Genomic DNA, 23,336 nt, shown 5'->3' with positions numbered 1-23,336 from the left:
ATTAATATTTCATTCTTTTAAACATCTAACTTGCTAAACTCAGAATTTTGAGATAAAAACTCTGGTACAATATCTTTTATCTTCGATACGGTTTTCTCAGCATCTATGTACTTGTTTTCAAAACACAATAATTCAATTTCTTTCAAAACAAGATCATCATCTAACTCTCTAACTTTTGAAATCATTATCTTTTTATGATGGGTTGGCATGGTATTTTCACCATCATTTAACAATTCTTCATACAACTTTTCACCAGGACGTAATCCGGTGATTTTTATATCTATCTCCTCCGGATATTTGAAGCCTGACAGCTGAATCATTTTTTTTGCCAAGTCATAAATTTTCACAGACTCCCCCATATCAAAAATAAATATCTCTCCACCTTTCCCCATAACCCCCGCCTCAATTACTAATTGACAAGCTTCGGGTATGGTCATAAAATATCTCGTAATTTCTTCATGGGTTAAAGTCAACGGCCCGCCTTCTTCAATCTGCTTCTTAAACAACGGAATCACGGAACCATTAGATCCTAAAACATTACCAAAACGAGTGGTTATGAATTTCGTTGTGCCATTCGCTTTTTTATTCATCGCAGATACATACATCTCTGCAATTCTTTTAGTAGCCCCCATCACATTCGTCGGATTCACAGCTTTATCCGTTGACACCATTACAAATTTATCTGCACCATATATCAAAGACAAATCCGCTATATTCTTTGTCCCACCCACATTAATTTTTACCGCCTCGTACGGGGTCGCTTCCATTAGAGGCACATGTTTATAAGCAGCGGCATGAAAAACAACCTGAGGCTGATATTCTCTAAAAAGAGCATCCATCCTATTCAAATCTCTAACATCCGCAACAAATACATTCACATTTTGAAATTTGTTTCGTTTCAGTTCCTGTTCTAAATCATATAAATCAGATTCTGATTGATCCACAAGAATAATCTGCTTGCAATTATAAGTACAAACTTGTCTTGAAATCTCGCTACCAATAGAACCTGCCGCTCCAGTAATCAACACCACTTTCTGATTTAATTCCCTTAAAACTTCCGTATTATCCAAGTTTATCGGTCTTCTTTCTAAAAGATCTTCAATCTTTACTTGCTGTACTTGTCCAATATTAAGATCTCCATCCACCCATTTAGCAACTGGCGGTGCAATTTTGGTTTTCACCCCTAGAGACAATAATTCATCCACAATTTGAATCAACCTGCTCTGCTTGATGTTTTGAATAGCAATAACAACCTCTTCCACCTCTTCCTCTACAATAAACTCAGGAGTTATCTCTAATGAATTATAGACGGTTAGTCGATCAATTTTTTTACTTGTTTTTTTGGGATTATCATCAATAAAGCCAACTACGTCCAATGCATTGTCAGTATCCTTCTGCAGGGTAGAATACATGATAATCCCCATTTCACCCGCTCCATAGATCAATACTTTTTTCGGTTTTTTCAATTCAAATGCAATCCGGCGATATATGTATTTAAAAAGAAAACGAAGTGTAATTAAAACAATAATATTCAGCAAATAATGAATCACAATAATCGCTATCGGAATCGTAAAATCTAAATGAAATTCATAATACCGATTGATCAAAACCGTAATGATCATCAATATAGCCAAAAGACTCACCCCAACATATACATTTAAAGCATCTCTTAATCCAGTATGTCGAATTACTCCTTTGTAAGAACCTGCTAATAAAAAACTCAGTAACGCAAGACCGATGATCAACGGCATTTCCATAAACAACTGATATACATCAAAATTTATAGAAAAATTGAATCTGATAAAATAAGCAATAAAAAATGTTTGAATGATCAAAAAAACATCAATCCATAAGACAAGCCATCTCGAAACATTTTTCTGAGCGTAATTTATTAAGTATGATCTAATCATTAGGTTGTTTGGTCTAAAATAATCTTTGCAATAAATTGCTGAATATCTCTACTCAAATTTTCACTGCTAGGCAAAGTTACACCTTTTTTAAAAATATCCTCGGAACATCCGTTTAAATAACTACGAGAATTTTTAAAAAATGGTTGACAATGCATTGGATTCCAAAGCCGACCTATTTCTATATGATTCTTTTTAGCCAAATCAACAATTTCCTCAACCATCTCCTCAGATGATAATAGTCCACAAGTCAACCATCGATTCGATATCGTATTTGACAACTCCTTTTGGAAGCTGATGGAGTTAAGCTCCTTGGCATAATTTTCAAACACTAATTTCCTCATTTGAATACGCCCTGCTAAACTTTCCATTTGTGCACAGCCAATAGAAGCTGTAATATTTGACATTCCATAATTGAACCCCAATTCAGAATGCAAATAAAAATTTGCAGTATCTTTTGACTGAGCAGCATAAAACTCAGCCTTTTTGATGAAACTTTCATTCCGACTTACCAACGCTCCCCCTCCACCAGTACTTGCTATTTTATTGGCATTGAAAGAAAACACTCCAACATCTCCCATAACACCACACTTAACGTTATTATATTCTGACCCCATCGCAGCCGCAGCATCTTCTAATACTGGTATGTCATAAAAACGAGCTACCTCCATTATTTCCTTCATTTTTGCGGGCATTCCATAGGCATGAACTACTACAATGGCTTTGGGTTTCTTACCTCTATTGATTTCCGAAACAATGGCTTTTTTCAATAGGTCAGGGCACATATTCCATGTTTCATTTTCTGAATCTACAAAAACGGGTTCAGCTCCAAGATAAACAATTGGAAAGGCACTTGCTGCAAAGGTAAATGTACTACAGATTACAACATCTCCTTTTTCCACTCCCAAAACCTTTAATCCCAAATGAATTGCTGAAGTACCCGAATTCAACAAAGAAACATTCTTTACCCCTACAAATTCTGAAATATATTTTTTAAAAAGATCAATATATGTTCCCCTTGGTCCAATTTCATTTTCTGAAATAGCCCTTGACATGTATTCCAATTCCTTTCCATCCATAAATGGAACCGACAATTTCACTTTGTAATTTTTCAATATTTTGGTTTTGTCATTAAAGTCCCCATTGGAACAATCGATTCATCTTCAATAACCACAGGGTAATCAATCTTTACGCTATTACCCAAGTATACTTTTTTACCAATTGTAGCTTTAGAAGAAATACAAACATTTGGCATCAATATAGAATATTCTTTAACAACTACATCATGACTCACCACTGAAGCTGTATTGATATATACAAAATCTCCAATTTTAATATTGGTCGTCAACACAGCATTTGCACCAATAACAATCCCTTTTCCAAAATGGACATATGTCTGATCATAAACAACCACCGAAGGATGGAAAATATTAGGAAAAATAATATTAAGGTTACTCAACTTATCGACTATACCTTTCTTAATTTTAGGATTCCCAATAGCTACAATGATATAGATTCTTGTTTTAACCGCATTTAATTCTTCAAATCCACCTAAAACCTGCACACCGTTTATATCATGGCACGCAACTCCATCATCATAGAAACCAACAATATCCCAAGTTTGTTTAACCGAATTAATACATTTTAAAATACCCAAAACCTCTCTACCCAATCCGCCTGCTCCAACAATGGCAATCTTTTTTAACATACCTACTCTAACAAATTTTCACAAATTGAGACATGGCTTTTAACCACTTCCGTTTGACTGTATTCTTTTTCCGCCTTAGATCTTGAATTTTTCCCCATCTCAACACGAAGGTTCTCGTTTAATATTAATTTCTCCATGGAGTTAGACAGCTCAACAATTGATTTTACCGGTACTTTAAAACCATTCCATCCTTCTATCACACACTCCCTACATCCAATAGCATCTGTAGTAATCAATGGTCTACCGATGGCACTTGCCTCAATTAAAACAGTAGGCATGCCTTCTCTATAAGAAGGGAGTACAACAATATCAGATTTCTTATACTCTTCAAAAATTGTTTCACTATACCCATCCCAATATAAAAAATCCTTTATATATATACTTTCTAAATACGATTCTGAAACTGACTCAGGGTTACCCTTATCGATTTTACCACACAATTTAAAACATACTTGTCCTTTATATTTATCAAATAAAATTTTTGCAGCTTCCACAAACTCCTTTACTCCTTTATCCCATAACATTCGTGTAGCCAACAAAACAATTATTTTATCCTTTTTACAAGGCACTTCATAGCTATTCCTAACTAGATCAACTCCAACTCCTTTAATAATTGTTGTTTTATTGAAACTCTTGATAATTCCTAAATTATCTAACTCATTAAAATCATCTTTATTTTCAAAAATTAAATGATTCTTGAGTTTAGAAAAACCTAAGCGCATCAATCGAATCATCTGAGTTTGCACAAAACCCTGTCTTTCCCCAGTAAAATTGTACCCCAAACCACTAATCGCATTCACAGTTGGGATCTTTAATAATTTAGCGATCAAAGTACCATAAATCACCGGTTTTAAAGTTACTTGATAGATAACCGATGGTTTTATTTTTCTGTATAGAAAAAACATTTTTATTAATAAAATTATCTCTGTCAGGGGATTTACTCCTGACCTTGAAATTGGAACATTTATAAATTCCATGCCAGTATCCACAATTTCTTTTGATCTGCCTGAATCATTTGATAGAACGATTACACGAAACCCTGAATTCAAAGCATGTTTGGCGATCGGTAACCGATGCGCAATAAATATCCAATCGACATTGGCCACCATGAGAAGAGTTTTATTCCTTTTCATATTGAGTTGTCTTTTTGTTCATTTCATCAACGATCATCAAAAAAGCAAATAATATCCAAAATTCTTTTTTCCGAAAATGATAATTATAACTCCAAGAAATCAAACTGGCTAGTAAAAAAGGAATAAAAAGAGTCAAAATATTTTTCTTAGACCACATAATCATTCTAATAAGAAAAATGAAAAATACCAGATAAAAAATCGAGCCTATTATACCTGTTTCACCAAGTATCTTTAAATAAGTCCCATGGATTTCAAATTCACTATAATTATTAACAAAGCCTCCTAATCCAGTTCCTAAAAAAACATTGTCGTAAAATGCCCGAATAGAATCATTAAAATTATCCACAATAAAACTAGCCTCAGGGGTATCCATATTTCGTTTTGTCACTCTTGATTCAATCCTATACACAATATTCTCATACAACCTATTTGCAAAAAAATACACCCCAATAAAAAACATAAATAGAGATGTGAGTATGAAAGTTGAGTGTTTCCAAATTTTTTTATTTTTATAATTTTGCAACACAAACAAAACAACCCCAATTCCAAAAGAAATAATAATAGAAATGGCTCCAGTAGCAATCATAAACATCATTGTTGTAAGAATAGTAAAAGCCATAAAATTCTTAAACTCTATAGAAAAAGAAATACTTAAGTTGGAATAGTAAAAGGGAATTAAAATTGTTAACATTGTAAAACTATAATTTCCAGCCTGTGCAAAATATCTAAACCCTGATGTAGCATGTCTAGCAGAAGCTCCATCAAAAACTGTAAACCAGTCATTATTAGCTGCCAACAAATCATATAAACCAACCATGGTCATAAAAAAGCAAGTTACGGTTAAAAGATAAATAAAATGAGGTAAATAATTTTTAAATGATTCAAATAAAACATAAGATAATAAAATTAGATAAAACACTATTAATGTTTCAAATATTGTACTTCTAACATTTAAAGAAGTTATTACACTTAACAAAAACCCAAAACAGACTAAAAAAGCAAACTTATACAATAATGGAAATTTAAACTGTACTGGCGTTTTTAACAAATTAATCATTACAAACAGTGCAATAGCTAAAACACCAAAAACATCCGAAATAGTCATCCTAGAAATTATCAAATTTTCGGAATCTAGGTCAATTGTTTGTGTGTAAATTGAAGTCAAAATCATACACCCTAATAAATATTTCAACCATTTTTCCATAAAAATAACATATATAAAATTTTACCTCAAAAATTCAATTTTCGATAATTCCAATATACCAAAATAGCGTATATAATTTTACCGAGCAAAAAAGCAAACGCACCTCCAAAAACAGGAAACATAGGCACAAAAATTGCAGCTGAAAGAATCATAACACCAGTAGATACGGCGGTGAGTTTACTAAAAACAATATCTTTAAATGAAACCAGCAAACCATTTACGCCAAATCCTGCAATGATGGAGGTTAAAAACGGAATAACACTTAAAATACGAACTACAGCAACTGTATTGAGAAAATCATTTTTATCATCATAACTTAACCAGGTTTCTATCATAAATTCAGAAAACACAAACATGGTAACTGACAATAACAATCCTAGTCCCACTAAGATTGTCCTCATTGGATGCATCCATGCAACATTTCTATTTATAATGGGATAAAAAACATTCGACAATATCATAACCAAGGTAGAAAAAACAGCTGTAAATTTGACCCCTAACTGGATAAAACTAACTTGAACAGGAACCCCTAGTAATCCAACTACAAATACAATTGTTAAATTATAAGTTGAAGGTAGCAATAAGTTTATAAACGAGCTAAAATTAAGTTTTAAATACTTAACAACCTCAGAAAAACAAATTAGATTCAATCGGAATTTGTATTTTTTGACAACCAATAAAAAAGCAAGAAAAGTAACGAGCCCAAGCCCTATAGATTCATATAAAGGAATTTTCACAAAGTCACTTTCTATTTTAATAAAACTGAACACCAAAATTACATATAAACCATTTCCTAGAAGACTTATTAGGGTAATATATTTCATCTTCTCTAAACCATAAAACAACCAACGAACTGAAAACAAGTCTGCCACTAATAAAAAGGAACAGAATAAGAACAATAATTTATACTGACCTAAAAAAGGCACGATAACAATTAAAAGTAGAAATAGCGCACAGATTGAAGCAAAAAGCAAGAGTTTTACTGAAAATACTTGATTGAAGACATGATTAATGTAGGTAAAATTATCTCTATTCCGAGCTACTTCTCTTACCGTGGATAAATTAAACCCATAATTTAATACATTCACAAAAAATAACACCAATGACAAGACAAAGGCATATATTCCATAATTGTGTAGACCTACTTTTTGAATCAAAAAGGGTATCAAACCAATTGTCAAAACTAAATCTATGGCTTTTAGCAAGAACAGGGACATACTATTCTCAAAAATAGTTTGATACTTTTTAAGCCTCACTTAATGATTTTGATTTTAAATATTTGAATAAATACGCATACAAGAATATGCACAGAACAACAACGACAAAAAAGGTGATTAATTGTGCTTCCAAACTTTTGGTATACATTCTGTACACAATAAAATTGATTCCAAGTTGAAGTCCAAAATACATAAAAGAAACCTGCATATGAGAAATTTTCGCGACATCCACCAATTTCTGATATATATGATGCCTATGTGGGTCTGTCAATTTCTCTCCCAAATATTTCCTATAGAATAAAGTAACAATCGCATCTACACCATAAAGCACTGCGCATAAAATTATAACTGGAGCATTCAAAGTATCAATTAAAGAAACACCCATAAAAAACAAAATCACAGCTATGGAAATACTACCAATATCACCCGCAAAACACCGTGCTTTTTTTCTAAAATTATAAAAACCAAACACTAATAAAGCCATCATGACAATTCTTAAAAGATCTTGATCGATCACTAAAGTGTTTTGATTTATAAAATAGAACCCGAACAAAACGGCTAAACTATATAAGCCCGTAATCCCATTAATACCATCCATAAAATTGAAAAAATTGATAAACCCTACCCCAACAATGGCCAACAACACCAAGCTCCACAACGGGTTCCCAAACATACCAACTTCTTGAAACACCAGTAGTATCGCCGTCAATTGAAAAGGAAACCGCACTTTTGAACTTAGGGTTTTAATATCATCTATAAAACTAACAATGCCGATTAAAGACACTCCTAAAACTAAATAAGGATAAGAAAAATCAGATATGATAAAATAAATCCAAAGTGCAAATAAAAACAGACTTCCACCACCACGAATGGTTGGTACCGTATGTGAACTCCTATGATTCGGTTTATCTATGATATTAAACTTATCTGCAGTTTTCATATATATGATTGATATGACTATCAGTAAAACTGCAACAATCCCGTATGTTTCCATTATCTATCTAGCTATTTTCTTTAATCCCGACAAAAGTAACTAATTTCTATGGTTGATTTTTATTTTAGTCTTGATTAATTGTTTTGATATCTGAAGTGGAAATTTAATGGTTAGTTAGTGGGCCATAGACTTTCACCTTGACCTTGACTTTTTCCTTCGTAGCTATAACTGGACACTGAAACCCTCAAAGTGATATCGTAGGGTAAAATCATAAAAACCTAGATTACTCTCATAAGATTGCCTCAATCTTGTTTCTCTCACAATGACGGGAACTTATACAAATCAAATGTCATTGCAAACGAAGTGAAGTCTTTACTTATTTTCCTTTATTATCTTGGCAACTTCCTTTTTTAGTTTAGGAATGTGGTTTATTACTATTGACCAAATATTCTCATCGGATATACTGTCATATGCATGGATAACTTGATTTCTTAATCCAATAATTGCTTTGGCATCAGAAATACTATTTTCATATGAGGGATCTCTTTTTAGAATTCGATTTACAGCTTCTCCGATTATTTCTAAATCTCTTTCAATTGCTCTTTTAAGCATTGTATTTTTTCTGTATGCAATGAAGTTTTTTTCTTTCCCTTGAAATATGATTCAATTTCATCTAGTGCAAAATCGATGTCATAAATCCATTTTAAAACTCTCTCATCCATAAATTAATTCTTTGTTTTTATTTATAGAATTAATTAAAATCGGGTTTTTTAAAGTTTGTTCCTCAATCAAATCGATATCTCTTTTAAATAATTTCCCCAATTTTTCTTTGAAAGAAATATAATTCTCGAAATATTGATTTAAATTTTTCTTATCAAAACTCACAAGAAAATCAATGTCACTTTTAAGAGTAAAATTTTCGTTTGTAGCAGATCCAAAAAGATATAATTTTTCAACATTATGCTTTCGACATAGTGTTTTAACTTTTTGAATATTCTTATCTAATTGTAACATATATCAAAGGTAACTAATTTTCATCGATTTTTAATTTAAAACATCTATTTCTAATAACTAGCAGCGCGGGATGACATGAAAGAGTGAAGTGGCGAGATAGTGAAACTGTGATGGTGTGGAATAGTAATGTCTTGAAAACCAAATGCACGGTGTGCCGAAAAACGACCTCCCGAAAAAAGTGAGAGCGTAAAATAGTGACTCAATAAATTGGTGAAGATCCTTGAGCTTTTAGCCTTGAGCCTTTAGCTCTTGGTAATTGGTCGTTGGTGGGGAGTTGACTTTGAATTTATCCAACGTACCCTGAGCATGTCGAAGGGTAAAGATCTTAATTGACCTTGTGCTATTTTTAAACTAGACTCCAAGAGAACATATTATCGCGGTCGTATACTTCTCACAATAACAGAAACACAATATTCTATTTTTTCCTTTTGTTCTGACACAAAAGAAAGAAAAAGTCAAGTCCTGATCTTTCATCGATCATTTTACAATTTAAAGACTAACAAAAAAGAACTCGAACTACGTTCTCAAACAGCTTTTTAGTTTACGCCTTTTTCATTGAAATGATACTCGACTGCAAGATCTATGACTGTACTAATAAAAAACAGTCCGGCGATTTTTTTTAGGAATAAAACATGCTCACACGGTTGCAAAACGTTTGATAGGATTGAATTTACTACAAAGATTTTCTTAGGACAAAATCCTCATGAAATACGCAATAGAATATTTTTTCTGATTATTCGTCATAGCATCTAGGAGACGATTTTGGTATGATGCTCGGTCAGTTCCAGTGCTTCGACAAAGGAGAAGTGTATTGAGAACTATAAACATATAGGTCTGAAAACTTCTCGATACTAAATTCTTCATTTCATTCGTAATTTCACTCGAAGTGACAATTGGCTATCCACTTTGGCTTAGTCTTTGACATACTGTTAGGAGATTGCTTTGGTCATACTTACCTCACAATGACGGAAACCTGAACAATTCAAACGTAACTCCAAGCGTAGTGAAGCAATCTCTTATTTAATGACCGGAATGCCTTTTTTTAAATTGTTATCGCATGTCGGAGACGAGGGTCAACGTGTTTTTAAATTCAATAGAAGAAAAAGTGTTTGAGCAGAGCGAGTTATTTTCTTCTGAATTTTATATCACTGGAAGACCGTCGAGACTGCAAGACTAGACTTTTTTGTTTCTTTTTTGGGCGATGCAAAAAAGATTAAAATTATTATTTGAATTCCATAAAACGACTACCAATAAAGTACTAATATGAGATTCTTTTTAACTAAGGTGAAAACGAAGAATTCGTCTTTGGGCTTTCTACTTTGTACTTCGAGCTATATACTTTAAGCTTTATAGTCTTAGAGGGTATAACTCTTATTTTTGAAAAAAAGATTGAATTGTTCTTTCAATCCCCTCTTCTGCTGTCAACGGAAACTCCTTGCCAATTACACGTTTTATCTTGACATTCGAAACACAATAATTTTCTGTCAATTTTTGAACACGCTCACTGTTGATCGGCAACGGTAATACATCTCCTAATTTTGCAATTAAATTCACGAACGATTTAGGTAGGTTTAAAACCTTTGCAGGTTTATCAATAACTTCACCAATAATAGTCACCAACTGCTTTGTAGATAATGTAGCGTTATCAGCTACATGATACACTCCAGAAGCAATAGTTCCATTCTCTATGAGCTCTTTGATTACAAAACATAAGTTCTGGACCGATAAAAAAGAACGTTGGTTTTCATATTTACCGAAAGGATAAGGAATGCCTTTTGACACAAAATTATACAACAAATTTAAATTCCCCTTGTTACCGGGTCCATGAATCATACAGGGTCTTAGAATATATACTCGTTTCCCTTCTGGCAAATTTTGATTTAAAATATACTCTTCAGCCGCTAATTTTGATTTCCCATAGGCGGTAACTGGATTCGGTTGAATTTCTTCATCTAAAAAACCTTCTACTTCATCAGCTACGGCTTTAACCGAACTCATATAGATAAAAGTCTCACAGGTGCTTTTTAAGAACTGATCATAGAGTTTTATTGTTAAATCTGTGTTGACGTTGAAGTATTTTTCATCCGCAATTTTCTTACCAACATGATGGTTATTACCCGCTAAATGAATAAAGACATCAAATTTAGAAAAGCACTCAATTGTAAGATTCACATAAGAAATTTTATTTTTTATATTACGATTTCTTGTAACAATATCTATGTTATAATGATATGATCTGAAGTAAGCAATTAAATTACTTCCTACGAAGCCCCCCCCCCCCGAAACTAGTAAATCCTTTTCATCTATTAACCTCATAACTCAAGATTATAATTTAATTTTAGACAAATAGAATTTACTAAGACCACTTAACCCCCAACTTATAGTAAATGATAAGGCTTTATAAAAACTTAAACCTTGTGTAATTCTTAAAAATTTATAGTGTAATAAAATTAACCTCATTTTATTACTTGTATTTGAACCTTTTCTTTGTCTGTAGGAGGCTAAGACATCAGGCATTGGAGTAGCAAGAACTCCATTATTTAAAATCTTCAACCATAGCGCGTAATCTTGCTTCCTTTTAATATCGGACATAAATTGCTTACCTAGTGCCTCTGCATCATAAATAACTGTCAGACAACCTATATCTGTTTTCTTTAGTAAAAAAAAATAGTTAATAGGTTTGTCAGACACAATATAATCCTTATTTATTATTTTACTTTCCTCATTAATATAGCGATAGGAGGTATAGCAAAAAGGAATACTATTAACTTGCATAAAATTAATTTGTTTTTCCAATTTATTATTATCCCATAAATCATCGCTATCCAAAAACGCAATATATTTACCATTAGAGTATTCCGTAGCAATATTTCTAGATATCCCAGAACCTTGATTAATATCTGACGTGATAATACGGATTCTATTATCTTTTTTAGAATATCTCCTAATTATTTCTACTGATTTATCTTCAGATAAATCATCTACAATAATCCATTCCCAATTAGAATATGTTTGTCTTACAACAGACTGAATTGTTTCTTCTAAAAATTTCTCTGAATTAAATACAGGTGTAACTATAGATACTAACGGATTATTCTTCATTATTAAGTTTATTTAAAATTTCATAATAGAGATTATAATATATTTGAGAAATAATCGACCAATTAAACTGAGAAAAATCAACTTTTGCGTTATAAGTTTGATAATTCAAAAGAACACGTTCTAAACCTTTATAAATAGAAGATGACGACATTGGGTCTACAGTTTCTCCAATTTTTTCTTTAAACACCCCATCTATCCCTTGATTCTTTGAAAACACCAAAGATAAATTTTGAGAAAGAGCTTCTACGTAAACCAAGCCAAAAGTTTCTCGTTTTGAAACCATAGCAAAAACGTCATTACTTCGATAAACTTGAATAAGCTTTTTCTTATTGTATATTGGTCCTAAATAATTTATTCCATTTCCCGGAATTGCAGCAATTTCTTTTATTTCATCCAACTGCACACCTTTATTTCCAACCAAGTTTAACGAAAGATTTCTGTGTGTTTTTTTTAATTCTAATACAGCATTAACTAATCTTAGAACATTTTTATTTTTGTCAAAAACACCTACATATAAAATCCTAGTTGGAATGACGTTACACTTTTCAATACTATAATTTATGTTTTTCAACCAAAAGGAATCAAGACCATTGTATATAATTTTTGACTTAGATTCAAAATCAATTTTATAATTTGAAATATAAAAACGACTGAAGAAGTTTCGCTTTAACGAATCACTAATAAATATAATTTTAGAGGCCTTTTTTAAAATATTTATAGCTAACCCAATCAAATCAGGCCTATACTTTAAAAAGATATACACATCTGTATTTCTAATCGAAATAACGTAGGGAATATTATACTTCTCATGTAATTTAAACGCTAATGCACCATCACTATATAAAGTGGTTGCATGAATAACCTCTATAGTACTAAAATCAATTTTAGCTTGAATATCTTTGAACAAATAATTAATTTTATTTCTAAAAAAAAATCTATGATACACTGACAACTCAGCTCCTTGTATAACGACAAATTCATTACTCAAAACTTCATTACCATAATCTTTATAATTACGCACTGGATAATAAACAAATTGCCTATTAACCTTTTTCTCAAGTTTTTGATAAAGGTTTCTATGAACTTTTGAACCTAAAAAATCATTACAAATATGCAATAAATTCATAGCTTAATTATGATTTTAAATTAATTATATTCTTTTCGAACTTAAAGGATAAAAGCAGACCTAAAGAGAAAAAAAACAAAGTAGCATTGTATAATGCACCTGAAACCATACCTTGAAAAAAACTTTGAATAAACACGACCAAGACCCATACAAATTGATTATCTATTTTTGCTATTTTCAATCCTTTTCTAAAAGATTTAAAAATAATATATAATAGAATAAAACCTCCAAATACACCTGTAGCCATAAAAGCTTCCAATATAATATTATGTGGGTAAAAATAGATTTCTATTCTACCTCCAAAAATCGGATTTATAATAAATTCTTCAATTGCTTGATTCCACAGATAGAATCTCTCCTGTGTAGATGAATCCTGCCCACTTGAAATAGTATCAGAAGAGCGAGTAAAAATAGAACTTCCAGATTTAATTGCTCCCCAAATCATTAAAGGAATCGAAAATAAAAAATAAATCATAAATTTAACTCTTAGACTTTTCTTTGCATAAAAGTAAAAAATAGGTAAACAAAAGATTAAAGCAACCAAAGAACCGCGTGAAGCTCCAAGAAAAAACATAATTCCAGCCAAAATAATATTGAGCAATAAATATACTTTATAAATTATTGTATTATTATGATTTTGAAAAATTAAAGAATACAAACTCAAAGTAAGAGTCAAAACTCCCGAATAGGAAAGAGCTAGAGGAGAAACAGTGGCCAAATCAGGATTCTCATAAACAATAAGATTAATCCTTCCTAACCCCATAGTTAAAATATCTTTGTAAATATATAATGAAAAGACCCCCATCAAAAATCCGGAAAACAACAATGATTCAAAAATAATATCCTTAAAACTATTGAAATTAATTTTAGAATAGAGTAAATATGGAAAAACACAAAAATTTAACGCATAAAAAATATACTCCATCCAAGAACGATTAAGAGAATAAAGGTTATTGTAATGTAAAAGAACTTTCAAAAAATAGAATATCCAAAAAAGAACAAAAAGAACTTTTATTATTTTTCTTGAATTAAGTGTTCGTGACTCATAACGGTTATTCTTAAGCTTAAATATTGCATATATCATTAACACAGTCATAAAAAGCCTAAGTGGTATAGTAATCAACCTTGTATAACCATGCATGCCTAAGGAGATAATAATAACCAATAAAGCGTTAAACCCTGAATATAAGAAAAAGGTAATGGTGTAGATGATTTTTTTCATAATATCCAATTAAGATAAAACAATCTTAGAAAAAATACTAGGGAGATATCTTTGAACAAACTCATCATGATTATCGGTTTCAAAAAACCAATTAGAATCCAACAGATTGTCAATTCTTCCAGCAATTGCCTCTCCAGTAACTTCATCAATTACATAACCCAGGTTATTCTCTATTACTAATTCTCCTAACAATCCTTTCCCTGTTGCAATCACCGGTTTTTTAGCAGCTGCTGAATGCCCCAAGATACCACTAGAAGATTCAGTTTTTTTATAGGGAATTAAAACAACAGCACTTTGATCGAATAAGTTTTTCATAAATGAATTAGACACAAATTTATTATCCCAAATAACTTGAACTTGAGAAGCACCAGTCGAATTTAAGATACTTTCATTCAAGAGAATTTCAAGTTTTTTATGAATAACACCAACTAACAATAAAACAATACCTGGTTGATGTTTCTTTTTAATATTAATGACAGAATCTACAACTTCAAATGTTCCTTTTCTGTCACTTAAACCACCTATATGTAAAAGGATTTTTTTTTCAGGCAATATATTATAATGGTCATGAATTGAAATATATTCTTTCGTCTCTAATTTTGGAATTGGATCGGGCAACATTGTGAAAATACCAGTATTCATATTTCTATTTAAAAAAGACACTGTTTTTTCGTCATTTAACACCAATATTTCTTTAATCTTAGTATTTTTTGTTAATAAAAAAGTATTAAAATATTTTCTAAAATAGCTCAACTTACTTCTAAAAGAAGTTCTATCCATTCTATAGAATTGAGAAAATAAAATACCACTTATAGTACACTTTGGTCTACAAAATACAAGTGCTATTTGAAAAAGATTAAAGTGCATTAAAATAGAATGATCTATAAAGTATTTTTGAGCATATTTTATTACCATATTATAATTTGAAAAAGACTTTCTTATAATATTCCCCTTATGACATTTATTAAACTCATCTTTCGTAATTTCAACAAAGTTTATATTAGATATATTCTTCGCTTTCATATATATTTCAGGAAACCGATTAATAAACTCCGGGTTTACAACGAAATAATATAAATGATCATCAGGATTATCTATTAGAAAATCAACCAAATGATTAATATACTCCGTGTGGTGTCCTGTTATTGCAGTGTCAAATATTAGTTTATTCAAAATTGTTAATTGTTAAAATTGTAGAATTTAGTAACTCCGTCCAAGATTCGATTAATAAGTCTATATTTCTATTGATTTGCCTTTTGAAACTGAAAGAGAATCCATAATATTACTTGTTTTATTATAATCCTTATTTTAGATTCAGAATAACTCTTACCATTTGAGCCAGAAATTCCTTCGTATTTAGGATAGAAGAAAAAATCCTGATATGAAACGTTATCTTTTACATTCAATGAATCAAAATAAACATGTTCTAAATAATAATTATTAAGGTCATCAACTTTGATATAAGAATTTTGCAAGCTTAATAAAAAATCGTTTTTAGTACAAAAATAAAATCTCGTATCCACCTTATTAAGAGGAATAATAAATTTTTTCCGATAATTAACAAAATAATTTTTTTTCAAATCAACGGTTCTAATTATAGAATTAATGTTCTTAACAATAATTCTACCTGTCACTTTAAAAAAAGCTTGATTATTTTGCAATAATTTACTGTTTTTCATAATGTATTCCATAATCTCACCTTCACCATAACCTTTACCTTTTTTTTTCACAGCAGATGAATTACCTGAAAATGAAAGTAATTCAATTTTTTTACCTTGGGATGATTCTAAAAATAACATCTCATGCTTTGAATAATCATAACCACTATTATCACATATTACGATTGAATCAATTTCCTTAATCTTAATATAAAATTTAATACTTGATAAATATTGTTTCAATCTAATATTGGCATCTACCAATTCTGTTAAACAACTATTAACATTTACCGCCGATGTTATAATTAATAGACACATATTTAAGCAAGAATTAATTTATTCACATTAGTACTAATATTATCCCATGAATAAAATTCATTAGCAAAATTTTGTATGGCTAAACAATCGTCTTTTAGTTTTCTATTATTTTCAATTACGTTATTAAGAGCTTGGGCAAGTTCTTCACTATCACCAACAGAAAACAAAGCCCCATACTTTTGATTATCCGTAATATCAATTGCAGACGCAATATCCGTAGATATAATAGTACAACCTGACTCTATAGACTCTAAAAACACCAATGGAAAACCCTCAGATATTGAAGACAAAACAAAAATCTTTGCTTTCTCATATTTCATTTTTAACTCCTTTCTATTATTAATAGCTCCAGTAAATATAACTCTATCAATAAGTTCAGGATTCAATCTAAAGTAATCTTCTATATATTGTTGAAAATTTTCATCAACAGGACCAATTAATTCCAACTTCCAAACCTTATTTACCTGTGAGAATTTTTTAAATCCTTCCAAAAGAGTTTCATTATTTTTTTCATATGTTCCTATACGACCAACAGTAATTATTAAATTATCTTTATTATCAAAATCTACAGTCTTCTTTAATCCTTTTGTAAAAAAACCATTTGGAATGTATTCAACCTTTCTCCCCAAAATATTGTATTTATTTAAAAAATTAAGATACTCTTTTGTTTCTACGCTTACCAAATCGATATTCTTAATAAAAACAGATTTTAACCAGCTCAATTTTATGTTTTTTACTTCTTTAACTGCATCCAATTTAAGAAAACTCTTACCCTTAGAAAATGTGATTATTTTCAATATTTTAAACAAAGTTAAAATCCATAAACTTGACATTTTCAAATGATAACATTGTACAACATCATACTTTCTGAAATTTAATAAAAGGAACAAAGAAAAGTTAACTATTGAGTATTTAAAAAACTTATTGACAAATACTTGCTTCAATCCTTTTACTTCTGTCTCTAAATAAGGGTACTCTCCATTTTTATAACTCGCAATAGTAGAATCATATTCGAAATTTTTATGAAGAATATAAGGTAACATTCCAACATCTTTTATTAGATGAACATTCTGTGTAACTGGGAATATCGTTAAATACCTAAGCATATATTTTTATTTTTTTAATTAAATTCGTTATTTGTCCCTTCTCCTCTAATCCAAACATGAAAATTAAAGCAATTAACACAATAAATGATAACGATGCATTGATAATTAGAACAACGTATTCATTACAAAAGTAAGAATTAAAGTTATTCAAGCCACTCATTATTAATACAGTAATTAGTAATATTAACAGATACTTTAAACTTATCTTGTAAATAGTATTTGACCTGTATGGAAATTGACTAAACATAATAACACCAGAAAACAAATGTGACACTAATAGAGCTATTGGGAATATGTAAACACCAACTGTTTCCATAAATAAATATACAATTATAATTGAGAGTACCTGAGCAATCACTCCCCAAAACGCATATTTTTTAACCGCTCCAGTGGATAATAAGGCCATACCAAATATTATATAAGCAAAGACTGCCAACGTACTCCATATATACAACGCCATCAAATCACTAATTTCTTCCAAACCATTTTCTGATATAGCTCCTTTGTCAAACAAAATACTCACAAAGGATGAAGAACTTGTCGTAATAAGACTAATCATAAAAGCTAAAAACAGCATACCTAACTGATAAATCTCTAAAAAATGGGCTATAAAATTTTTTTTCATTTTTTTTATATAATCAGTAGATAAAACTGGAACTAACATTGTCATTAATACACTAGACAATACTCCCTGTATAATAGCCGAAAACGTTTTGGAATAATCTAAAATAGAGACATATCCAATTCCTAAATTACTAACAAACGTCTTTTCAAGAACTCTAGAAATTTGACCAAAAAAATACGGTATGAAAAACGGTAAAGAAAACATAAAAAAGATTACAAAATCTGAAAACTTTACACTACTATAACCTGAAAACAATCGTATTTTCAATTTGAAAATCTCAAAATAAATGAATACTAATAACAATACTGCTCCTAAATAATAAGACACTACAAGTGATAATATCCCAATCATTGGGGCTAATATACATAATGACAATAAATTAAGTATAGAAGTAACAACACTTGATAGCTCTGGAATAAAAAACGATTCATTCGCATTAAGAACGCTTTTTCCAATAGCACTTAACTGGTTAAATAACAATATCGGTGCTGCCAGGAGAATCATCTGAATTAAACCATTCAAATGACTTCCACTATATGACGGTGCAATTATTTTTGCAAATAATCCAGGAAAGACTAGAACTATTATTACAGTCATCACAGAAATGATAAATGAAAAAAAAATCAAAGACTTGGTCTTATTTAAAACTTCAACATCACCAAGTTCACCTCTTATGAAAATAAATTTTGACCGAAAAGTTTCATTAATTGGACCCCACATAGCTAAATCTAAAAATAATATGATGGAAATAGCTAATAGCCACATATCTTTTTCAGCGCTAACCCCAAAATACTTTGCAGCCAATGAAACATTTACCATTCCTATCATTAATTTAATGATACGAAATAGAAATAAAATACTTGTTTTATTCTTCATTAATTCACATTAATTATCATTCATCTAATCCTACATATAAATCTAGTTTGATAAAATGCATAAAAACAGATGAACTTATAACAAAAAATTATTGATAATCGAAATTACATAATCCACTATGCCAATTTACAACGACGCATCTCTAACATTTTCGTCTAATACATTCTTTACATCATACACAACTGATACTTCCTTTTTTAAGACATCAAAATCAACTGTTTTAAATTCATTATGCGCCACCGCTAATAAAACTGCATCGTATTTTTCATTCGGTAACTCCTTGAGTGATGTAACTCCATATTCTTTTTTTACTTCTTCAGGATTCGCCCAAGGATCAAAAACCGTAACAATAGCGCTATAATCCTCAAGTGCTGAAATCACATCTACTATTTTGGTGTTACGTACATCAGGACAATTTTCTTTAAATGTGATCCCTAAAACTAAAATTGTGGCATTCTTAATTTTAATATCTTTACCAATCATAGTTTTAATTACTTCTGAAGCAACATAATCTCCCATACCATCATTTAACCTTCTACCTGCTAAAATAATTTCTGGATGATATCCGTATTCTTGCGCCTTTTGTGCCAAATAATAAGGATCCACACCGATACAGTGCCCTCCAACCAAACCGGGCTTAAAGGGTAGGAAGTTCCATTTGGTACCTGCAGCTTCCAATACATCATGCGTATTGATATCCATTAAATTGAATATCTTCGCCAATTCGTTCACAAAAGCAATATTGATATCACGTTGTGAGTTCTCTATTACCTTAGAAGCTTCGGCTACTTTAATAGTTGGTGCTAAATGTGTACCTGCCGTAATAACGGATTTATACAAATTATCAATTTCTATTCCTATCTCTGACGTAGAACCTGATGTTACTTTTAATATTTTATCAACTGTATGTAATTTATCACCCGGATTGATTCTTTCGGGTGAGTAACCTGCAAAAAAATCTTTATTAAAAACCAAGTTAGAAACTTCTTCTAACACAGGAATACATTCTTCTTCCGTTGCTCCTGGATAAACTGTAGATTCGTAAATAACCACGTCTCCTTTACTTAATACACTCCCCACGGTCTCACACGCTTTCACTAAAGGTGTTAATACTGGGCGATTATTTTTATCTACAGGTGTTGGTACAGTAATAATATAATAATTACATAACTCTAAAGCCTCTAATTCATTGGTACAAAACAAACCATTAGTTGATGAATTCTCTCTTTTAATAACAGCCTGTAATACTTCATCAGCAACTTCCAAAGTTGTATCGGAACCGTTTTGTAGCGCTGCTATTCTATCTGTATTGATGTCAAAGCCTACTACTGGGTATTTAGATGCAAATAATCTAGCTAGTGGCAAACCAACATATCCTAAACCAATAATTCCTATTTTCATATTTTAACATATTTTTATTCTTAATCCACTAAAGTTATGAAAACACATATAGTAAGATTACAATTTTTTGCATTACTCAAAACTATTCAACGTTTCATGCCCACCTTCTTTAAGATATTGCTCTTTTTGCATCAACTTAACATCAGAATGCATCATATCTTTTACCAAAGCATTTAAATCATATTCAGGCACCCATCCTAGTTTGCTTTTAGCTTTTGAAGGATCTCCTATTAACAAATCTACTTCTGTTGGTCGGAAATAAGAAGGATCTACAGAGAGTACTTCTTTTCCGATTTCAATTTGAAAATCTTTATTATTACAAGACTTTACAAAGGCTTTTTCATCAACCCCTTCACCTTTGAATTCTACTTCCATTCCAACCTCAGAAAATGCCATACGTACAAAGTCACGAACTGTAGTGGTTTCTCCTGTAGCTATGACCCAGTCTTCAGCTTTGTCTGCTTGTAAAATCATCCACATCATACGTACATAATCTTTGGCATGCCCCCAGTCGCGCTTCGCTTCTAGATTCCCCAAGTATACTTTATCTTGTAGGCCTAAGGCTATTTTCGCTACTGCACGTGTAATTTTACGTGTTACAAAAGTTTCCCCTCTTCTTGGTGATTCATGATTGAATAATAAACCGTTACAAGCAAACATATCATAGGCTTCACGGTAATTTTTTGTGATCCAAAAACCATATATTTTCGCTACACCATATGGTGAACGTGGGTACAAAGGAGAATTTTCATCATAAAAACCCTTTTCGTTTTTATTTTCAGACATCCCTCCAAATAATTCAGAGGTTGATGCTTGGTAAATTCTTGTTTTCCTTTCTAATCCTAAAATTCTTACTGCCTCTAGAATACGAAGAGTACCCAATCCATCAACATTCCCAACATATTCTGGTGTATCAAAAGATACCGCAACATGAGACATGGCACCTAAGTTGTATATTTCATCTGGCTGACATTCTTGAATAATACGTGTCAAGTTCATTGAATCGGTTAAATCACCATAATGCAATTTTAAACGTTGATCTGGATCATGAGGATCTTGGTATAAGTGATCAATTCTGTCTGTATTAAAAAGAGAAGCTCTTCTTTTAATACCATGAACCATATATCCTTTTTCCAACAATAGTTCCGCTAGGTAAGAACCATCTTGTCCGGTAATCCCTGTGATTAAAGCTACTTTACGTTTTTTCATATGTTTTTCTATTTGGCTTCGACATGCTCAGCCTCAGATTATTTAGATTTTAACTTCTTTTACGTTTTCTATATTTTCCAAAAACCAAGCATAGGTCATTTCTATTCCTTCTTCTAAGTCTACTTTGTGTTTCCAACCTAAGTCATGCATTTTAGAAATATCCATCAATTTCCTAGGGGTACCGTCTGGTTTTGATCGATCCCAGATAATTTCACCTTTATGTCCGACTACCTTCTGAATGGTTTCTGCCAGTTCTTTGATTGTTACATCTGTACCTGTTCCCACATTATACAAATGCTCCGGCAATTTATTTTCCAATGCAAAAATTACAGAAGCTGCCATATCATCTACAAATAAAAATTCACGCATTGGAGTTCCTGACCCCCACAATTCAACAGGCATTTTATTTAATTTTGCTTCATGAAACTTACGGATCATCGCAGGCAAAACATGTGACGTTTTTAAATCAAAATTATCATGGGTTCCATATAAGTTAGTAGGCATCAAAGAAACAAAATCCTTACCAAATTGTTTTCTTATAGCCTCACAAGCTTTCACTCCTGATATTTTAGCTATCGCATACCATTCATTGGTTGGTTCTAAAGAATCTGTAAGTAAATATTCTTCTTTTAAAGGTTGAGGTGATAATTTAGGATAAATACAAGAACTCCCTAAAAAAACAAACTTCTCTACTGCTTGAGTGAAAGCAGTATCAATCAAGTTGTTTTGAATCTGCATATTTTCCATCAAAAACTGATATGGATAATCATTATTCGCTAATATCCCACCAACTCTTGCTGCTGCATCAATGACTACTTCTGGTAGCTCTTTCTTAAAAAACGAACGCACTGCTAACTGATCTTTCAAATCTAATTCTTGGCTCGTTCTTCCTAAAAGATTACTATAGCCTTTGGCTTCTAATGTTCTCCAAATCGCGGAACCCACCATCCCTCGATGACCCGCAATGTATATTTTAGTTTCTTTATTCATTTTATTCTATCCTTCTTTGTCCAATTCTACACTATGACTTGCTCAAACCAGGTCTTTATATAGTTTTCACCAAAGACTTCGTCTAACTTCTATTTCAACAACCAACTACTTGACTGTATTTTATCTCCTAACCCGTCTAACAATCCAACTCCCATTTTCTGACAAATTGCAATTTCCGGAATTGTTTCATTATTTTGATCTCCGCCATTAGCAAAAGCTAATTCAAAAGTCTCACCAAAGTCAGTTGCTATCATTTCTATAGTCTTGCAAACCGTTCTATCATTATCGATAGACAATATAGCAGTATCTACTGATTTTAAGTTTGACACGATTAACATGCGTTCCTCTTCCAACTGAAACTCTTTACTACCTTTTAACGCACGTTGCTGATCGTTATTCACGATGACAAAAAGCGCATCTGCTAATGATTTAGCCTTATTGATATATTCCAAATGGCCTTTATGTATAGGATTAAAATATCCTGATACAATTATTGCTTTCTTCTTCATTTTTTATTGTAATTATAATACCACACTACAAATTCCTTTACCTCTTTTCGATTCCTATATTATTCCTATGCACAAAT

At 31.2% G+C, this 23,336-nt stretch carries 21 protein-coding genes; all 21 read right to left on the bottom strand.

Going from position 1 to position 23,336, the window contains the following annotated elements:
* Positions 1-17: 17 nt before the first annotated feature.
* Positions 18-1,910 carry a polysaccharide biosynthesis protein gene (locus AC2DGP_RS13170; protein ID WP_484490525.1) on the bottom strand — a complete coding sequence of 631 codons (1,893 nt, stop codon included), beginning with the start codon at positions 1,908-1,910 and terminating at the stop codon, positions 18-20.
* A complete protein-coding gene (locus AC2DGP_RS13165) occupies positions 1,910-3,022 on the bottom strand; it encodes a DegT/DnrJ/EryC1/StrS family aminotransferase (RefSeq protein WP_484490524.1) in 1,113 nt (370 codons plus the stop codon). The genes AC2DGP_RS13170 and AC2DGP_RS13165 overlap by 1 nt, the downstream gene beginning before the upstream one ends.
* The gene (locus AC2DGP_RS13160) at positions 3,019-3,615 is read right to left on the bottom strand and encodes a PglD-related sugar-binding protein (protein ID WP_484490523.1); all 597 of its coding nucleotides are present in this window, start codon (positions 3,613-3,615) and stop codon (positions 3,019-3,021) included. The genes AC2DGP_RS13165 and AC2DGP_RS13160 overlap by 4 nt, the downstream gene beginning before the upstream one ends.
* 2 nt (positions 3,616-3,617) lie before the next feature.
* Positions 3,618-4,748: a glycosyltransferase family 4 protein gene (locus AC2DGP_RS13155; protein WP_484490522.1), complete on the bottom strand. Its 1,131-nt coding sequence runs from the start codon at positions 4,746-4,748 to the stop codon at positions 3,618-3,620.
* Positions 4,735-5,952, bottom strand: a complete 1,218-nt coding sequence (locus AC2DGP_RS13150; protein WP_484490521.1) for an O-antigen ligase family protein — start codon at positions 5,950-5,952, stop codon at positions 4,735-4,737. Before AC2DGP_RS13150 ends, AC2DGP_RS13155 begins: the two co-directional genes overlap by 14 nt.
* Positions 5,953-5,978: 26 nt before the next feature.
* Positions 5,979-7,208 carry an oligosaccharide flippase family protein gene (locus tag AC2DGP_RS13145; RefSeq protein ID WP_484490520.1) on the bottom strand — a complete coding sequence of 410 codons (1,230 nt, stop codon included), beginning with the start codon at positions 7,206-7,208 and terminating at the stop codon, positions 5,979-5,981.
* Positions 7,198-8,109 carry an MraY family glycosyltransferase gene (locus AC2DGP_RS13140; protein WP_484490519.1) on the bottom strand — a complete coding sequence of 304 codons (912 nt, stop codon included), beginning with the start codon at positions 8,107-8,109 and terminating at the stop codon, positions 7,198-7,200. The genes AC2DGP_RS13145 and AC2DGP_RS13140 overlap by 11 nt, the downstream gene beginning before the upstream one ends.
* A 366-nt stretch (positions 8,110-8,475) precedes the next feature.
* Positions 8,476-8,715, bottom strand: coding sequence for a HepT-like ribonuclease domain-containing protein (locus AC2DGP_RS13135; RefSeq protein WP_484490518.1), 240 nt, complete (start codon positions 8,713-8,715; stop codon positions 8,476-8,478).
* 102 nt (positions 8,716-8,817) lie between these two features.
* Positions 8,818-9,117, bottom strand: a complete 300-nt coding sequence (locus AC2DGP_RS13130; RefSeq protein WP_484490517.1) for a nucleotidyltransferase family protein — start codon at positions 9,115-9,117, stop codon at positions 8,818-8,820.
* Positions 9,118-10,488: 1,371 nt separating this feature from the next.
* On the bottom strand, positions 10,489-11,433 hold the full coding sequence (locus tag AC2DGP_RS13125) for an NAD-dependent epimerase/dehydratase family protein (protein WP_484490516.1): 945 nt from the start codon (positions 11,431-11,433) through the stop codon (positions 10,489-10,491).
* 9 nt (positions 11,434-11,442) lie between these two features.
* Positions 11,443-12,219 carry a glycosyltransferase family 2 protein gene (locus AC2DGP_RS13120; protein WP_484490515.1) on the bottom strand — a complete coding sequence of 259 codons (777 nt, stop codon included), beginning with the start codon at positions 12,217-12,219 and terminating at the stop codon, positions 11,443-11,445.
* The gene (locus AC2DGP_RS13115) at positions 12,209-13,345 is read right to left on the bottom strand and encodes a glycosyltransferase family 4 protein (RefSeq protein WP_484490514.1); all 1,137 of its coding nucleotides are present in this window, start codon (positions 13,343-13,345) and stop codon (positions 12,209-12,211) included. The genes AC2DGP_RS13120 and AC2DGP_RS13115 overlap by 11 nt, the downstream gene beginning before the upstream one ends.
* A gap of 7 nt (positions 13,346-13,352) precedes the next feature.
* The gene (locus AC2DGP_RS13110) at positions 13,353-14,567 is read right to left on the bottom strand and encodes an O-antigen ligase family protein (protein WP_484490513.1); all 1,215 of its coding nucleotides are present in this window, start codon (positions 14,565-14,567) and stop codon (positions 13,353-13,355) included.
* 9 nt (positions 14,568-14,576) lie between these two features.
* Positions 14,577-15,740 carry a glycosyltransferase gene (locus tag AC2DGP_RS13105; RefSeq protein ID WP_484490512.1) on the bottom strand — a complete coding sequence of 388 codons (1,164 nt, stop codon included), beginning with the start codon at positions 15,738-15,740 and terminating at the stop codon, positions 14,577-14,579.
* Positions 15,741-15,808: 68 nt separating this feature from the next.
* Entirely contained in the window at positions 15,809-16,543 is a 735-nt protein-coding gene (locus AC2DGP_RS13100; protein WP_484490511.1) for a hypothetical protein, read from the bottom strand.
* A 2-nt stretch (positions 16,544-16,545) separates the two neighbouring features.
* Positions 16,546-17,649 carry a glycosyltransferase family 4 protein gene (locus tag AC2DGP_RS13095; RefSeq protein ID WP_484490510.1) on the bottom strand — a complete coding sequence of 368 codons (1,104 nt, stop codon included), beginning with the start codon at positions 17,647-17,649 and terminating at the stop codon, positions 16,546-16,548.
* Positions 17,642-19,150: a lipid II flippase MurJ gene (locus AC2DGP_RS13090; protein ID WP_484490509.1), complete on the bottom strand. Its 1,509-nt coding sequence runs from the start codon at positions 19,148-19,150 to the stop codon at positions 17,642-17,644. The genes AC2DGP_RS13095 and AC2DGP_RS13090 overlap by 8 nt, the downstream gene beginning before the upstream one ends.
* Before the next feature lie 126 nt (positions 19,151-19,276).
* Positions 19,277-20,551, bottom strand: a complete 1,275-nt coding sequence (locus AC2DGP_RS13085; protein ID WP_484490508.1) for a nucleotide sugar dehydrogenase — start codon at positions 20,549-20,551, stop codon at positions 19,277-19,279.
* A gap of 72 nt (positions 20,552-20,623) precedes the next feature.
* Entirely contained in the window at positions 20,624-21,760 is a 1,137-nt protein-coding gene (gene gmd, locus AC2DGP_RS13080; RefSeq protein ID WP_484490507.1) for a GDP-mannose 4,6-dehydratase, read from the bottom strand.
* A gap of 42 nt (positions 21,761-21,802) precedes the next feature.
* Positions 21,803-22,750, bottom strand: coding sequence for a GDP-L-fucose synthase family protein (locus AC2DGP_RS13075; RefSeq protein WP_484490506.1), 948 nt, complete (start codon positions 22,748-22,750; stop codon positions 21,803-21,805).
* An 89-nt stretch (positions 22,751-22,839) separates the two neighbouring features.
* Positions 22,840-23,259 carry an adenylyltransferase/cytidyltransferase family protein gene (locus AC2DGP_RS13070; RefSeq protein ID WP_484490505.1) on the bottom strand — a complete coding sequence of 140 codons (420 nt, stop codon included), beginning with the start codon at positions 23,257-23,259 and terminating at the stop codon, positions 22,840-22,842.
* Positions 23,260-23,336: the final 77 nt, after the last annotated feature.

This window comes from Flavicella sp. IMCC45537 (genome assembly GCF_057197705.1).
The sequence above is the reverse complement of the archived record's forward strand: the minus strand, read 5'-3'. Positions and strand labels throughout refer to the sequence as shown.

Coding starts and splice junctions, on each gene's coding strand:
- AC2DGP_RS13095 (WP_484490510.1), bottom strand. CDS start 17,649: ATGCTTAGGTATTTAACGATATTCCCAGTTACACAGAATGTTCATCTA.
- AC2DGP_RS13110 (WP_484490513.1), bottom strand. CDS start 14,567: ATGAAAAAAATCATCTACACCATTACCTTTTTCTTATATTCAGGGTTT.
- AC2DGP_RS13130 (WP_484490517.1), bottom strand. CDS start 9,117: ATGTTACAATTAGATAAGAATATTCAAAAAGTTAAAACACTATGTCGA.
- AC2DGP_RS13125 (WP_484490516.1), bottom strand. CDS start 11,433: ATGAGGTTAATAGATGAAAAGGATTTACTAGTTTCGGGGGGGGGGGGC.
- AC2DGP_RS13115 (WP_484490514.1), bottom strand. CDS start 13,345: ATGAATTTATTGCATATTTGTAATGATTTTTTAGGTTCAAAAGTTCAT.
- AC2DGP_RS13075 (WP_484490506.1), bottom strand. CDS start 22,750: ATGAATAAAGAAACTAAAATATACATTGCGGGTCATCGAGGGATGGTG.
- AC2DGP_RS13090 (WP_484490509.1), bottom strand. CDS start 19,150: ATGAAGAATAAAACAAGTATTTTATTTCTATTTCGTATCATTAAATTA.
- gmd (WP_484490507.1), bottom strand. CDS start 21,760: ATGAAAAAACGTAAAGTAGCTTTAATCACAGGGATTACCGGACAAGAT.
- AC2DGP_RS13150 (WP_484490521.1), bottom strand. CDS start 5,952: ATGGAAAAATGGTTGAAATATTTATTAGGGTGTATGATTTTGACTTCA.
- AC2DGP_RS13170 (WP_484490525.1), bottom strand. CDS start 1,910: ATGATTAGATCATACTTAATAAATTACGCTCAGAAAAATGTTTCGAGA.
- AC2DGP_RS13160 (WP_484490523.1), bottom strand. CDS start 3,615: ATGTTAAAAAAGATTGCCATTGTTGGAGCAGGCGGATTGGGTAGAGAG.
- AC2DGP_RS13155 (WP_484490522.1), bottom strand. CDS start 4,748: ATGAAAAGGAATAAAACTCTTCTCATGGTGGCCAATGTCGATTGGATA.
- AC2DGP_RS13085 (WP_484490508.1), bottom strand. CDS start 20,551: ATGAAAATAGGAATTATTGGTTTAGGATATGTTGGTTTGCCACTAGCT.
- AC2DGP_RS13140 (WP_484490519.1), bottom strand. CDS start 8,109: ATGAAAACTGCAGATAAGTTTAATATCATAGATAAACCGAATCATAGG.
- AC2DGP_RS13070 (WP_484490505.1), bottom strand. CDS start 23,259: ATGAAGAAGAAAGCAATAATTGTATCAGGATATTTTAATCCTATACAT.
- AC2DGP_RS13100 (WP_484490511.1), bottom strand. CDS start 16,543: ATGTGTCTATTAATTATAACATCGGCGGTAAATGTTAATAGTTGTTTA.
- AC2DGP_RS13120 (WP_484490515.1), bottom strand. CDS start 12,219: ATGAAGAATAATCCGTTAGTATCTATAGTTACACCTGTATTTAATTCA.
- AC2DGP_RS13135 (WP_484490518.1), bottom strand. CDS start 8,715: ATGCTTAAAAGAGCAATTGAAAGAGATTTAGAAATAATCGGAGAAGCT.